This is a genomic window from Cytophaga sp. FL35, from assembly GCF_014349235.1.
In the GTDB taxonomy this organism is placed as follows: domain Bacteria; phylum Bacteroidota; class Bacteroidia; order Flavobacteriales; family Flavobacteriaceae; genus Euzebyella.
This window is the reverse complement of sequence record NZ_JACSOH010000002.1, coordinates 253,608-268,351: the sequence shown is the minus strand read 5'-3', so window position 1 is coordinate 268,351 and position 14,744 is coordinate 253,608. Positions and strand designations below refer to the sequence as shown.

Annotated in this window: 8 protein-coding genes; 3 read left to right on the top strand and 5 right to left on the bottom strand. The window is 41.8% G+C overall.

Annotation, left to right across the window (positions count from 1 at the left end; translation table 11 throughout):
* Window positions 1-37: 37 nt before the first annotated feature.
* Both BIZ36_RS02355 and BIZ36_RS02350 read right to left on the bottom strand, forming a co-directional pair.
* The gene (locus BIZ36_RS02355; RefSeq protein WP_187456254.1) at window positions 38-1,567 is read right to left on the bottom strand and encodes a RagB/SusD family nutrient uptake outer membrane protein; all 1,530 of its coding nucleotides are present in this window, start codon (window positions 1,565-1,567) and stop codon (window positions 38-40) included.
* 17 nt (window positions 1,568-1,584) lie between these two features.
* Entirely contained in the window at window positions 1,585-4,668 is a 3,084-nt protein-coding gene (locus BIZ36_RS02350; protein WP_187456253.1) for a SusC/RagA family TonB-linked outer membrane protein, read from the bottom strand.
* A gap of 434 nt (window positions 4,669-5,102) precedes the next feature.
* On the opposite strand from BIZ36_RS02350, the gene BIZ36_RS02345 reads away from it, so the two are divergent.
* Both BIZ36_RS02345 and BIZ36_RS02340 read left to right on the top strand, forming a co-directional pair.
* Entirely contained in the window at window positions 5,103-5,663 is a 561-nt protein-coding gene (locus tag BIZ36_RS02345; RefSeq protein WP_187456252.1) for a hypothetical protein, read from the top strand.
* A 167-nt stretch (window positions 5,664-5,830) separates the two neighbouring features.
* A complete protein-coding gene (locus BIZ36_RS02340; protein WP_187456251.1) occupies window positions 5,831-9,412 on the top strand; it encodes a BamA/TamA family outer membrane protein in 3,582 nt (1,193 codons plus the stop codon).
* Window positions 9,413-9,548: 136 nt separating this feature from the next.
* Here the strand turns inward: BIZ36_RS02340 and BIZ36_RS02335 are convergent, their stop codons facing one another.
* The 3 genes from BIZ36_RS02335 to BIZ36_RS02325 form a co-directional block, all read right to left on the bottom strand.
* A complete protein-coding gene (locus tag BIZ36_RS02335) occupies window positions 9,549-11,774 on the bottom strand; it encodes a xanthine dehydrogenase family protein molybdopterin-binding subunit (protein ID WP_187456250.1) in 2,226 nt (741 codons plus the stop codon).
* 34 nt (window positions 11,775-11,808) lie between these two features.
* Window positions 11,809-12,270, bottom strand: coding sequence for a (2Fe-2S)-binding protein (locus tag BIZ36_RS02330; protein ID WP_187456249.1), 462 nt, complete (start codon window positions 12,268-12,270; stop codon window positions 11,809-11,811).
* Window positions 12,271-12,426: 156 nt separating this feature from the next.
* Window positions 12,427-13,791, bottom strand: coding sequence for a D-arabinono-1,4-lactone oxidase (locus tag BIZ36_RS02325; RefSeq protein ID WP_187456248.1), 1,365 nt, complete (start codon window positions 13,789-13,791; stop codon window positions 12,427-12,429).
* Window positions 13,792-13,974: 183 nt separating this feature from the next.
* Here BIZ36_RS02325 and BIZ36_RS02320 point away from each other — a divergent pair, with 183 nt between their 5' ends.
* Window positions 13,975-14,742, top strand: coding sequence for a 3-hydroxyacyl-CoA dehydrogenase (locus BIZ36_RS02320; RefSeq protein ID WP_187456247.1), 768 nt, complete (start codon window positions 13,975-13,977; stop codon window positions 14,740-14,742).
* The last annotated feature ends 2 nt before the right edge of the window (window positions 14,743-14,744 follow it).

Here is a 14,744-nt window from a genome sequence, read left to right as displayed (position 1 = left end):
TAAACTAACTTAAAGAAACTATCCTAAAATAGTATTGTTAATACCCAGGATTTTGATCTGCAGATGTCAGGGCACCGTTGTTATCAATTTCCTCTTGAGGTATGGGTAAAAGTTCAAACTTATTAGCTTGGAAATGTGAAAGGGGTTCTGTAGTTAACTTTCCTTCACTTCTCCATCTTAAGATATCCCTATTTCTGATTTGTTCAGAATTTAGTTCTACCCTTTTCTCGTGGATAATGGCCCTCATTACCTCCGCATCTGTGTCCACAGGGTAATTTGCAGTGGGATATTCGGGCATATCAACACTGGCCCTAGTTCTAATTTGATTAAGATAGGCAATGGCGCTTGCATTGGTTCCTACTTCGTACTCACATTCGGCTAGATTCAATAATACTTCGGCGTAGCGAATAATTCGCATATTGATACCTCCCATCAAAAATCCACCTGGATTGAGTTTATACATTAAAGAGTACTTTCTCCAGCTTATTTTTTGATTTTCACCTTCAAAGTTGACCGTATTACCTTGAACAGCATCTCCTTCAAGGATATCCTCTCCATTGTTAAAAGTGTCCCCTATGGAGTAAAAGCTTTTTTCAAATCTTGGGTCATTTTTGGTAGCTCCATTACTTTCCCTTTCAAATTCATTCAATAGGGAAAGAGAAGGTATCAAGTTCCTCCAACCAATGGCTGAATATTCCTGTGTTCTCACGCTCAACTCATTTCTACCATTACTATCTTCGTTCCAATTAAAATCCCCAATCTCTGCATAACCGATTTCAAGAATGGATTCACTGTTATATTCAGTTTCTTCTTGAAAATTATGGTCATACTCGTCTACTAGAGCATATTCATTAGAGTTGACAATAGCTTCAAAAAGAGTTTTTGCAGCCGCATAGTCTCCGTTCCACATAAGCAATCTTCCCGCCATAGCTTGGGCCGCACCTTTGGTTGGTCTTCCTTCCTCGGCCGCAGAGGCCACCGGTAGGTTGGCTATTGCAAATTGAAAATCGCTTAAGGCTTGGGCTAAAACTTCTTGCTGAGAAGATTTTGGAAGATTATCCTCTAAAGTCAATGCAGGTTCTAAAGGCATAGGAACACCTCCCCAAAGAGTGCCTAGTTCAAAAAAGGCCCAACCTCGAGCAAAACGGGCCTCTGCCAATAATCTATCCTTATCTGCGGTTGCAATTTCAGCATCCGTACCATAAAATAGGGTAGCATTCGCTCTATGAATGGTGGTATACCAGCCTTCCCAATTTTGGTCTGACACATAGTTTGTTGGACCGTTAGTGCCAATAAGTAACTGATTTCTTGGGGCTTCTAACTGGCCGCCACCTGATTGATTGTCATCACCTCTTAAATCATGTAAAAACCAATATTCACGTCCAATAAGGTTTCTACCTTGTACGGCGGCAAAAATACCGGATACACTAGTTTCCATTTGGTCTAGGTCGCTATAGAATTCAGTAGTCTGCGTAATGTTAGGGTTAGAAGTATTTAAATCATCCCTATTACACGACTGTGAGACTAATATGAGACCTACAATTAGTAAGCTATTAATTCTTTTCATCTCTATTTTTTTAGTTTTTAAAATCCTAATTGAACACCTGCCAAAATTGTCCTAGGTCTTGGATACTGACCATAATCGACACCTATGGTCAAAGTATTGTTGTTTCTGGAACCAATTTCTGGGTCGTAACCATCATATTTGGAGAAGGTTAAGAGGTTGGTTCCCGAGAAGTATATTTGTGCCTTTTTCACCACATTTTTACCAAAGATGTCTAGGTTTTCTACAGGAATATTATATCCAATTCTCATATTCTGCAATCTTAGATATGAGCCATCTTCTATAAATCTGTCCGAAGTTCTTGTATTCTTGTTGGGATCACCATTTACCATTCTAGGGATGTCAGTATCAGTATTACTTGGAGACCAGGCATCCAATACGGCAACGTCTGAGTTAAAAAGCCTTAAGCCACCCTGCCTTGTAACTTGTAAGGCATTGTAAATATCATTGCCCTGTACTCCGCTCCAGAACATAGAGGCTACAAAATTTTTGTATTCTGCCTCAAAATTAAATCCATAGGTAAAATCCGGTATAAAACTTCCAATTACCTCTCTGTCATTATCATCAATGACTCCATTGTTGTCCAAATCTTTAAATATCAAATCTCCCGGAGCCGAACTTGGTTGATAACTTGTGCTTGGGTCGTTATCTAAATTATCATATTGTGCAATTTCAGCCTCGCTTTGAAAAATACCTTCAACTCTCCAGCCATAAAAACTTTGAATAGGGTCACCTACCGCCGTTCTGGTTATGTCCGTTCCACCAAAATCTGAATTTGCACCAGCAAAAATGGTGGCCCCCGGTGTGGATAATGCGGAAATGTTATTTCTGTACATACTTATATTTGCAGCAACGTTCCATTGAAATTCCCTGTCCGGATTATTATAATACACACCTTGAAATTCAAGACCCCAGTTCTCCATGGCTCCTAAGTTAGCAACGGTTGATTGGGTAAATCCTAAGGAGGGAATGTTAGGAGCTTGTAAGATAAGATTGTCCGTAGTTCTTTCGTACCACTCACCAGAAAACTGAAGGCGGTTGTCAAATAACCCCACATCTAAACCAACATTTACCATTTCGGTAATTTCCCATTCTAAAAGGGGGTTTGCCAATTGGTCATAATAGGTTCCTGTAGCTTCATTATTGCCCCAAACGTAGGTGGTATTCGATTGTATACCGGCTTGGCTGGCGTAAGAGCTTACCCCTTCAAAACCAACTTGTCCCCAACTTCCTCTTATTTTTAGTTCTGATAGGTTACTCAAGTTGGACATAAACGGTTCTGCCGCAATATTCCAACCTGCAGATACACCAGGAAAGGTACCCCATTTATATCCATCGCCAAACTTGGAAGAACCATCACGTCTTATGGAAGCACTTAAAAGATATCTACCATCAAAGTCATAATTTACCCTTGTTAGAAATGAATAAAGTGTGTCTTCTGAAAGACTTCCAACAGTGATGGTGGCATTGTCCGCACCACCTAAGACAGTTATATCGTTTGAACTTCTTTCACCTCTAACACCTAAAGAAGTAGATTTATTATCTTGTCTTTCAGCAACAGCGATGGCATCTACATTGTGGTCTCCAAAAGATTTATTGAAATTTAACTGATTGGAGAAATATTTGCCACTAAAGGTGTTATTGGTTTCGGAAATGTCTGCTGTAGGGTTCCCCGCGAAACCGTCAAAATAAATGGGGAAAAGCTGGTTAGCAGTATCTTCTCTCCAGTCTATACCCGTTGTAAAACGATAGTTAAAAGATTCCGAAAAGTTTAATTGCGCATAAGCGGTTCCAAAAATACGTACTCCTCTGTTTGTGCTCTGATCGAGAAGAGCTTGTTTTAAAGGGTTTACAGGGTCCGTACCATCAGAACCATCCGGTGCTCTATAACCACCGGGCAATGTAGGGTCGTAAATTGGTATATAGGGGACACTTCTTATCAGGTTTTGCAAAGGAGTTCTACCTCCTGGGTCTTGTTCATTTTTTCTATAGGCAGTGGAAACTGTCAAAGTCTGTCCTATTTCGAGTCCCCTTCCAACTTGATGGTCGGAATTTAACCTTAAGTTATATCTATCATACTCTGTACCTACAACAATACCATCTTGCTTAAAATAACCGAATGATCCATATATTTGAGATTTTTCAGAGCCGCCCCTCACACTCAAATGATGCTGGTTTGTAATGCCTGTCTGAAAAAAGGCATCTTGATAATCTACATCTGTTTGGGCGTAAGTTTGGCTTGCTCCTGCATAAACAGGTTGGTCTAAATTGGACCAACGTGATGGAAACGCTGCCTCGCCGTTTGTCAACAAAGTGCGGCCAAACTGTAAGTATTGCTCTGTATTTAAAAGGTCAAGTCTTTTGGTGTCCTGGGCAAAACCACTAAATCCATGGTAGTTGACCTCCAGATCGCCAGTAGGTCTTCCCTTTTTGGTCGTTACGATAACAACACCGTTAGCAGCACGTGAACCATAGATAGCAGCGGCACTTGCATCTTTCAATACGGATATGGATTGGATGTCATTGTTGTCAAAATCTGATAGACTTCCCACAGGATAACCATCCACAACATAAAGTGGATTAGGTGAAAAAGAGATCGAACCAATACCCCTAATCCTAACAATGGGGTCGCTGCCTGGTGATCCGTTGTTGGTAATTTGTACACCTGGCATACGACCTTGTATAGCTTCTGTAAAACCGGCAACTGGAAGCGCAGTTATTTCCTCTGTAGATACGGTGGAGACAGCGCCTGTCACCGCTTCCTTTTTTTGCGCTCCATAACCTACTACAACAACTTCTTCCAGTTGTGCGGTATCTTCTGCTAGTGTTACGTTAATGGTTGTTCTGCTATTTACGGGTATCTGTTGTGTTACATAACCAATGTAACTAACAGATAATGTTCCAGTTGATGGAACGTCTGACAAGGAAAAATTCCCGTCAAAATCAGTTTGTGTACCGTTTGTGGTTCCCGAAACTACCACGGAAGCTCCCGGTAGGGGAACTCCAGCCTCGTCGGACACTACACCACTTACGGTTGTTTGCGCCATTGTGTAATGACCTACCATTACAAATAAAGCAATAAACGCCAATTTGAGTTTGATCATAATGTTGAGTTTAAGTTAAGTTGTATGTGCCGCGTTCAGCTTGTACGGCAAAACATGTAAGACAAATATATTTTCGAGCTATTCTACTGGATAAAACTCCTGAAGCGTATACTGGTAATTTTGTTGCAATATTTGTAAATACGGGGCTTTAGGGCGCTTTATTTTAGGAAATTATTAACTGAACCATTATTTAAATAGTAGATTCATATTCCTTGTATGAGGGTTGATTTTCCCTACTTAAAATTTGTTAAACCACTTTCCCTTAATGAATAATTGGTGTCTTAAATTCACCTTGATACGGGCTAAGGTTTGCTAAAATTGCGTTAAATGAAGTTTAAATCCGATCATTTGGTTAAAATAGCATAGAAATAGGAAAATTAGGTAGTATTACAGCTCCCTTAGGGCATCTAATTTTGTCCATAAATAAGTACCAGATGAAAAATTCCCCTTTCTACTCTAATTATATAGTTTCACACCCTTTTACGACCAGCTCATTTCAAATTGATGGCGAAGGTAGAAAAGTTGTGGACCTTGTTCTTAACAATGAATTTGCAACGGATATGCAAGTTTCGCAAATGGACCTTTCCATTCTAAAGTTGTCCGCGTTTGATGAGAACGGTATGGAGCATACCATTACCAATTTCCTTCATGGAACGCATGTAACTCTGCATAGTTTAAGTCAAGGGCAATCACTTCGTAGCAGAAGTTTGGTTTCCTTACGATGTGGTGTATATAGAAAGTTGAGGTTCTATATTAAGGATGCAGATAGTTTTTTTACCTATAGTGATGCTAGCAAAGAAACACCTGCCGGCTTTGGCTATTTGGATTTTGAATTAAGCAACGGGTTGACCATCACAGGAGCGGAATCACCCATAGCGGTGCTTCGGTTTGATTTTGTTCCTTTTAAATCCAATACGTTCGTGTCCAGATTAGCGAACGTATTCAGAAGTCCCAAAAAACTGTCTGGCAGGTTGGCAGGGAGTTTTGGACATTAACACTGGTTATTGATACCTAGGACAACGCCCAGTGATAATTTCATTGGGCGTTGTTATTTCTACTTTAGATGATTCTTGACCGGAATTCGTTTGAGGTAAGTTAAAATTCTTTTTGGATAAGCCGGCCCGTCCCCATTTGCTAAGTTGCGCCCTGTTAGCAAAACTATATGACAAAAGCCATCTGCATGCGTATCCTATTTTTAATCAGTACTTTATTATTTGGTTCTACCGCTGTTTTTTCACAGTCGCCGGAAAGGCCAAAATCCATTTCGGAGAAAGAAGTCTCGCATTCCTTTTATATCACTTCCAATGTGGCAAATGTTCCATTTTCGGCAGCAAAGGAAATGTTGGAGACCATTAATCTGGCTTCAAAGGGTGACAAGAATGCCACGCTATTACTCTTGGGCAATACCCTTGATTCTGAAGGTTTTCCTTCCAAAGACAAAAAACAGAAAAAGGCAGAAACTTATTTAAAACCATTAATGGAGGTTTGGAATAACTTCAATGGTAAGGTCATTATAACACCTGGAGAAAATGAATGGCTCACCGGTGCTCCGCAGAGTATAGATGACCTGGAATCTTTTTTGCAAGATAATAGCAAGGCCAAATTTTGGCCCAATGATGGATGTCCTTTGGAAAAGGAAACCATTAATGATGAGGTGGTTCTGGAAATGGTAGATTCCCAATGGTTTTTGGAAGATTGGGATGAACACGTATACATTAATGAAAAATGTGAATACAAGACCCGAGCACAATTTTGGGCGGAATTCAAGGATGATTTAAAGGACAGTCAAGGCAAAACGGTGATTGTTGCCGTGTACCAACCGGTTATGAGCAATTCTAAAATTTCCGTATTGGACAAGATGGGAGGTTTTACGCCTGAATCCTATCAGAATTCCCAAAACAGGTACTTAAGAGGGCGAATGGAAACTATTGCGAGTCAGTTCGAAGATGTAATTTTTGTTTCAGGAAAGGACCGAAATCTACAGTATTTGGAAGATGATGGCATTCCTCAAATTATTAGTGGGGCCATAGGAAAAACGGAAAAGGCTAGGGCGCGCAAAGAAGAGCATTTTGAAAGCCAGGATCAAGGGTTTGCCAAACTAACCGTATTTAAGGACGGCAGTTCTAAAGTAGATTTTTTTGAACTCGAAAAAGGTAGTTCTGTTCCTGTATTTACTAAAGAAATTAAGAGGGCCCGTTTGTACCAAGATGAGATTTCTTATCCAGAAAAAAATTATAGTCCAACGGTCAAAGCTTCCATTTATATCGATGAGGAAACCAATAAGAGTGGATTCTACAAATGGCTTTGGGGAGACCATTACAGAGCCATTTATAGTAGAAAAATTGAAGCCCCTGTTTTACAGATAGATGAGATGCCCTATAATGTTCGTCCGATTTCCGAAGGTGGTGGCACCCAATCAAGATCGTTACGGCTAATTGACGATAATGAAAACGAATATACGCTTCGCGCATTGAGGAAAAGTGCCTTACGTTTTTTACAGACTAACGCCATTGATGACCATTACGTTATTGATTATTTGGATGATACCGTTGCGGAGCGTATTCTGCTCGATTTCTATACTACCGCCCACCCTTACGCCCCTTTTGCGATGAATGACCTTTCCAAAACCCTCGGGGTACTTCATGCCAATCCTAAAATTTACTATGTTCCCAAACAAGATAGATTGGGTATTTACAATGAAGATTACGGCGACGCCCTGTTTATGTTGGAAGAACATGCCGGAGATGAAAACAAGGATTTTGGAACTTTTGGAAAACCCGATGATATCTTAAGCACGCATGATTTACGATTTGAGTTACGCGAATCTAAAGAGGCCTTTGTAGACGAGGCCAGTTTTATTCGTGCTCGGTTGTTCGATATGCTGGTAGGCAATTGGGATAGGCACCAAGACCAATGGAGATGGGCAGAATTTGAAACGGAAGACGGTAGAAAACGTTATGAGGCCATACCTAGGGATTGGGATCAGGCATTTCCAAAATATGATGGCCCGTTAATCGCTCTTTTAAAGTTTTCTTTTCCCATTTTAAGAAAAATGGAGAGTTATGATACCGATGTAAAGAATGCCAAGTGGTTCAATCTTTCTGGTTATCCGTTGGATAAGGCCTTTATAAAAAAGGCAACTTGGGATGATTGGAAAACACAGGTGTCGTTTATACAAGAAAATTTGACCGATGAAGGAATTGAAAGTGCCTTTGCCACCCTTCCTGAAGAAGCACAGGATAACAGTATTGAAACTATCAAGAAATATCTGAAGGCCCGACGCGACGGACTCGAATCCATCGCGAAATCGTATTACGATTACATGAAGAAATTTGAAACGGTTATTGGAACCGAAGACAATGATGAGTTCTTGATTACCAGAAAATCGAATGGGGAGACCCATATTTCCATCATCCAAGATTCCGTAGTCTTTGAAAATTCATACTTCGCAGACCAGACCAAAGAGATTTGGATTTATGGATTGGATGGTAACGACAAGTTTACAGTAACGGGGAAGGATACAAAACTTATCGACCTAAAAATAATTGGAGGAAAGAAAAACGATACCTACGACTTTCGATCGGTAAAGAAAGTAAAGCTCTATGATTACAAGAGCAAAAATAATACGGTGGTGAACCCCAAGTCTAAAAAATGGCTGACCGATTCTTACGATGTGAATACATATGATTATCAAAAGCGAAAATATCATCAAAACATTCTTTACCCAAGTGCCGGTTATGATGGTGATACCGGTTTCAGGTTGGGACTAGAAGACCGTTTTACTACCTATGGGTTGGCTAACAACCCGTTTAGGGCACAACATACTTTTGGTGCAGAATATTATTTTGCCACCAATGGATTTTCGGTGGATTACAATGGGGAGTTCGCTCATGTCTTCCAGAATTGGAACCTAGGGCTGGATCTCCGTTACACTAGCCCTAATTTTACAATGAATTATTTTGGAGAAGGCAATGACACTCGATATGACACAAGTCTAGATCGTGATTTCAATCGCGTTCGTATTCGCCAATGGAAGGTTGCCCCATATTTGGTTCATGGAACCGGTGGAAGTAAATTTCATATCAGTCCCGCGTTGGAGTCTTTTGATGTTTCAGATGATAACGACCGTTTTGTGGGACAAGCCTTTGCTGCCAATAACGACGTTTTTGAGAGACAGGTATACGCATCTGCCGAAGTTGGTTATTCCTATGAGAACAAGAACGACCCTTCTTTTCCCAATAGGGCTATGGACTTTGATTTGGTTGCAGGTTATAAGAGTAGTATTAGCGGCGAGGACAATAGGTTTGGATATATAAAACCAAGTATAGCCCTAATTTATCCTTTGCATCCCAGCGGTATTGCCGTAATTGCGACCAAGCTGGCAGGAGAGACCATTTTAGGTGATAACTATGAATTTTATCATGGTGCCTTAGCGGGGGGGAATCAAAGTTTGAGAGCTTATAGAAATGAACGTTTTAATGGTAAATCCGCTTTTTATCAAAGTACCGATTTACGCGTAGGGATCTCCAGATTTCGGACTAATTTCGTTCCTCTACAGTTAGGGGTAAGTGCTGGATTTGACTATGGTAGGGTATGGTTAGAGGAAGATAATTCATCTCCTTGGAAAAACAATTTTGGAGGTTCCGTTTGGGTAACAGGATTCAGTGCCTTCACCGGAAATTTAGGGTTTTACCATGGAGATGAAGGTAATAGGCTCTTGTTCAGTTTTGGTTTTAATTTTTAAGAGTTGATGGTATAATGCAATAAAAGACAAGGGCTAACTTTCTGCTATTTTTAGAAGATTATTAAAATAAAGTACAAAAGAAACGGGCAAAGGAATTTTCCTTTGCCCGTTTGTTCATCTTGCCTTCCAAATACAATTATCCCACCACTTCCTTTTCCAGAATGTATGGTTGGTTATATACCCTCTTACCCGTAGCCTTGTACATGGCATTTGCCAAAGCGCCAACTATGGGTGGCAGTGAAGGTTCTCCCAGACCTGTGGGGTCTATACCGTTATCCACAAAATAGGAGTGTATGGCTTTGGGAGCTTCAGAATGTCTAATAAGACGGTAATCATCAAAATTTTGCTGTTGGGGCGCGCCCTTTTCAAAGGTCATTTGAGAAAAAGTGGCATGCCCTATGCCATCTATAATTCCGCCCTCAATTTGGTTCTTTGCACTTATAGGGTTGATTACAATTCCGCAGTCCACCGCACACCACACCTCATCTACTTGTGGTTGGTTGCCCTTCATCTCCAAATCAAGAACTTGGGCCACATAGGAGTTGTGGCAATAGTAGGCACTTACCCCCCTAGCTTTATCCCCATTGCCCCAATTGCTCTTCTCCTTGACCAGTTTTAATACACCGGCATATCGTTGTGGGTCATAATCGTTCTTTTCCGGGTCGCCCACTGGGTTGGAAGTAGCTCTATCAAACAGTTCCAAACGAAATTCAATTGGGTCCTTTCCGGCCAGTTCCGCTACTTCATCCATAAAAGATTGTTCTGCGCCCGCGATAAAATTGGAACGGGGAGCACGCCAAGCTCCGGTTGTAATCTTGGTATTTAGACTGTTCTTTTCCGCTAAATAATTATCTACTGCGCCAGCAGGAAATCGGTTTTCAAAGATGAGGTCATCATTGGTGCCTACCCCTTTTACGTACCAAGCGATCAATTGATTATTGGCATCCAATCCGGCCTTAAAATTGACTTTGTAGGCAGGGCGGTAGGTTCCTTGGGTCATATCATCCTCACGGCTATAGACCAATTTGATAGGTGCACCCACCTTTTGCGAAATTACGGCAGCTTCAACACCAAAGTGGCCATAAAGTCTACGGCCAAATCCGCCACCCATGCGGGTCATGTCAATATCAATTTTTTCCAGTGGCATTTTCAAGACGCTCGCAAGCGTCTTCTCTAAGAATTCAGGAGTTTGAATGGGGCCCTTTAAAACCGCTTTGTCTGCCGTAACACTGGCATAAAAGTTCATGGGCTCCATGGTATTATGTGCTAAAAAAGGCGCACTGTAAGTGCGTTCTATAGTTTTGTGGGCACCTGCAAATGCTTTTTTGAAATCGCCATCTGCACGTGCTGGTTTTTCAAGGGGTGCTTCCAATAATTTGCTAAGATCATCCCCATAGCTTTTGGTACTTTCCAGAACTTCGGTAGTGTCCCATTCTACATGTAAAGCTTTTTTAGCCTGCAAACATTGCCAGGTACTTTCCCCAACAATGGCGACCAACTCTGGGATTCCGCCACCGTCACTCCATTGCTTTTCAGCATCTTCTGGATAAACGGTTACATGAAAGATATCCTTGATTCCCGGCATGCCTTTGGCTTCATCGGCATTCATGGATTTATAGGTAAGCCCAAATGCCGGTGGATGTACGATCATAGCGGTTAGCATTCCTTCTTCATAGATATCTATTCCAAAAAGAGGCTTTCCCGTTATGATGTTGGGTCCGTCCACATTCTTGCGGTCTGTTCCAATAATGGTAAATTGGTCGATACTTTTAAGTTCTACCTCTTCCGGTGCCTCAATGGATTCTGGGGCTTCGTCCGGTTTTTCTACCTGCACCGCAGCGGATGCCATTTCGCCATATCCAGCCGATTTACCACTAGCCTTATGCTCCAATCTTCCCATTGCCGTGCTAATTTCCTCTTCAGGTACTTCCCAAGCCTTGGCTGCTGCTTGTTTCAGCATTTTTCGTGCCGTGGCACCTGCCATGCGGAGACCTTCCCAGCCATGCCTGATGGATTGGCTGCCACCGGCCAATTGACGTTGAAAGACATCTAGATTTAAAGGTGCCTGTTCTACGATCACATCCTTCCAATCCACATCCAATTCATCTGCCACGATCATGGGCATGGCCGTTTTTACGTTTTGGCCAATTTCCGGATTGGGGCTCATTATGGTTACCTGGCCATTGTCCGCAATTTTTAAAAATCCATTGATGTCGAACCATTCCTTGGGCAGGTTGTTTGCTTGCTCTGGGGTCATCTTACATGATGCTAGCCAGCTAAAGCCCACCATCATTCCACCTCCGGCAAGGGCGGATGTTCTTATAAAGGAGCGTCTGCCTATTTTAGTTTTTACGAGTGTCATTTTTTCTAGGTTTTAGAGTAGTTGAGGTACAGGCTTATTCGGAATCTGCGGCCGCTAACTTTACCGCTTTTTTGATTCTTGTATACGTTCCACAGCGGCAAATATTACCGTTCATGGCCGTAGAGATTTCCTCGTCTGTAGGGTTTGGGTTGCTCTTTAAAAAAGCCGAGGCCGTCATGATCTGCCCTGCTTGGCAATAACCGCATTGGGGAACATCAACCTCCAGCCAAGCTTTTTGAACCGGGTGATCGCCATTTTCCGAAAGTCCCTCGATGGTTGTAATTGGCTGCTCTCCTACAGCGGATACCGGTAATTGGCAGCTACGTACTGCATTGTCTCCCAAATGTACGGTGCAGGCACCACACTGGGCAATGCCACAACCAAATTTGGTTCCCACTAATTTTAGGTGATCGCGCAATACCCAAAGCATGGGTGTACTGGGGTCTGCTTCCACTTTTTGGGTGGTACCGTTGATTTTTAAGTTGAATGAAGCCATGATTGAAAAGTTTTGTTTGAAATTATGAATTTCCTCTTAAATAAAGGTCAAGAGCGTTCTTTTAGTGCTGTTGTTGGTTAATATAGTTCTGCTATTCTACTATATTAGTGCAATAGCTATTACTTATTCTTATAAATTTAATTTCTAATACGCTATTTATCTATAAATATGTTCGGTTAAAAAGCTGTTCTTAAATTTACCTTGTGGATCGTATTTTTGGGCCAATGCCACAAAATCGTTGTACTTGGGGTATCGTGCCTGCAGGGTTTTAGCATCTAGAGTAAACAGTTTGCCCCAGTGTGGCTTAGCATTAAACGGAGCTAAGGCTTTTTCGATTTTAGGTAACAAAGCCATTACTTCCTGTGGTTTTTGCTGCCAGGTGGTATGAATGGTGATACAATCTTGTTGAAAACAGGGACTCATCCAAAAACCATCTGCCGCAATGGCCCTAATTTCGGATATAAGTATATGCGGATAAATCTCATCCTTCATTTTCTCAATGGCCAAAATAGCATCAACGGCATGTTCCCTAGGTATAAAATATTCAGATTGCAGTTCTTCGCCCGCGCTAGGGGTAAAGCCCATTTTAAAATGGGGAAGTCTATCGTACCAAGGTCCGGGAACTCCCATTTGTTCCGTACAGTTTACGGCATCCAGGGCTACTATGGGGTGAATATTTTTTGAGGCCGGCACCGCTCCAAAAAAATTCGTTCCCAAATCGGTCATATCCGGGGTAAATGTTCGTTTCACCCAGACCTCACTCACTTTATTGTCCATCCAATCGGTAAAAAGGCTCACACTATAGCCACTTTGCATGATGTTTTCAAAATTGCTTTTTAAGGATTCCAAGGGAAGGTCTAGGAAAACATCCTGTTGAACATCAAAAGTATCTTGTAGCATGAGGGTAACCTTTGTGATAATACCAAAGGCACCAAGGCCAACTACAACGGCCCCAAAATCTGGATGTTCTCTACTAAGCTCTACTAGGCTACCATCTGGTTTTACCAATTCTACGGATACTACTTGACCAGCAAGATTTTTGTTGTTAACACCGGAGCCGTGTGTGGCTGTGGCACAGGCACCTGCAACGGAAATGTGGGGTAGGGAAGCTAAATTATGAAGGGCGAACCCTTTATTATGTAGTATTTCGGCAAAATCCCCATATCGGGCGCCGGCCTCTACCCGTACGGTTTTATTTTCTTTATTGATTTCAATTATCTTGTTTAAGTGTTTGGTGGAAATTTGGTTTTTAGGACTGTCCGCAATATCATTAAAGCAATGTGTGGAGCCCAAGGCTTTTTGAACATCCAATTTTTTAACCAGTTCCTGTACTTCCGTTACTGATTTGGGTTCGTGTATCTGCTCCGCTTTATACGTGTAATTACCCGCCCAGTTGGTTCTTTGCATAGTTTCTATTGTTTTTGGGGTAGGTTTTTTTTCAGTTTTGCAAGAAACCATGGGGGTAAGTATACTTCCTACAACGGCCGCTGAGGTAGTTTTAATGAACTGTTTCCGTTTCATATGTCGTAAAAGTGTTGCTGAGTTCCCTACAAGTTACTAAACTTCAAGGAAATAAATGGTTTTAATCAAATGGGGCATGTATTTTTCCGGTAGCTGTCCCAACGGATATCCTTATATTCGTGTTGGAAATTAAAATACGGGCTACTTCAAGCATGTTGATTTCAAGTTAGCCAAACATAACCTATGCAAATAGAGAACAAGACTTTTTTGATTACCGGAGGGGTCTCCGGTTTGGGGTTGGCCACCGCCCAATTGATTGTAAGCAAAGGTGGCAATGCGGTGCTTGCCGATGTAAACGAAGCTGCTGGTCAACAAGCCCAAGAAGAATTGGGAGCAGCTACCCTATTTCTTAAAACCGATGTTACCGACGAAGAAAATGTTAAACAAACAATAGCCAATGCCTTAGCTCATTTTGGAGCTTTGCACGGTGCCATTAATTGTGCGGGTATAGGTCCAGGAGAACGGGTTTTGGGTAGAAAAGGCGTACACCGGCTTGAAACTTTTTCAAAGGTGATCCAAATCAATTTGATCGGTACTTTTAATGTGTTGCGATTGGCAGCGGAAGCCATTCAGAAAAACAAGCCCGAAGCGAGTGGTGAACGTGGCATTATTATCAATACTGCCTCGGTAGCCGCCTATGAAGGACAAATCGGGCAGGCCGCTTATTCGGCTTCCAAAGGCGGCATTATTGCCATGATGCTTCCGATAGCTCGCGAATTGGCCCGCTTTGGTATTCGTGTGATGACCATTGCGCCCGGAACTTTTGAAACCCCTTTGTTGATGGGCTTTTCAGAGGAAGTCAAAGAATCGTTAGGGCAACAGGTTCCTTTTCCTTCCCGCTTGGGAAAACCCGAAGAATACGCCCAGTTGGCCCAACAAATTATCGAAAATCAAATGCTGAATGGGGAGACCATCCGTTTGGACGGGGCCATTCGTATGGCCGCTAAATAACA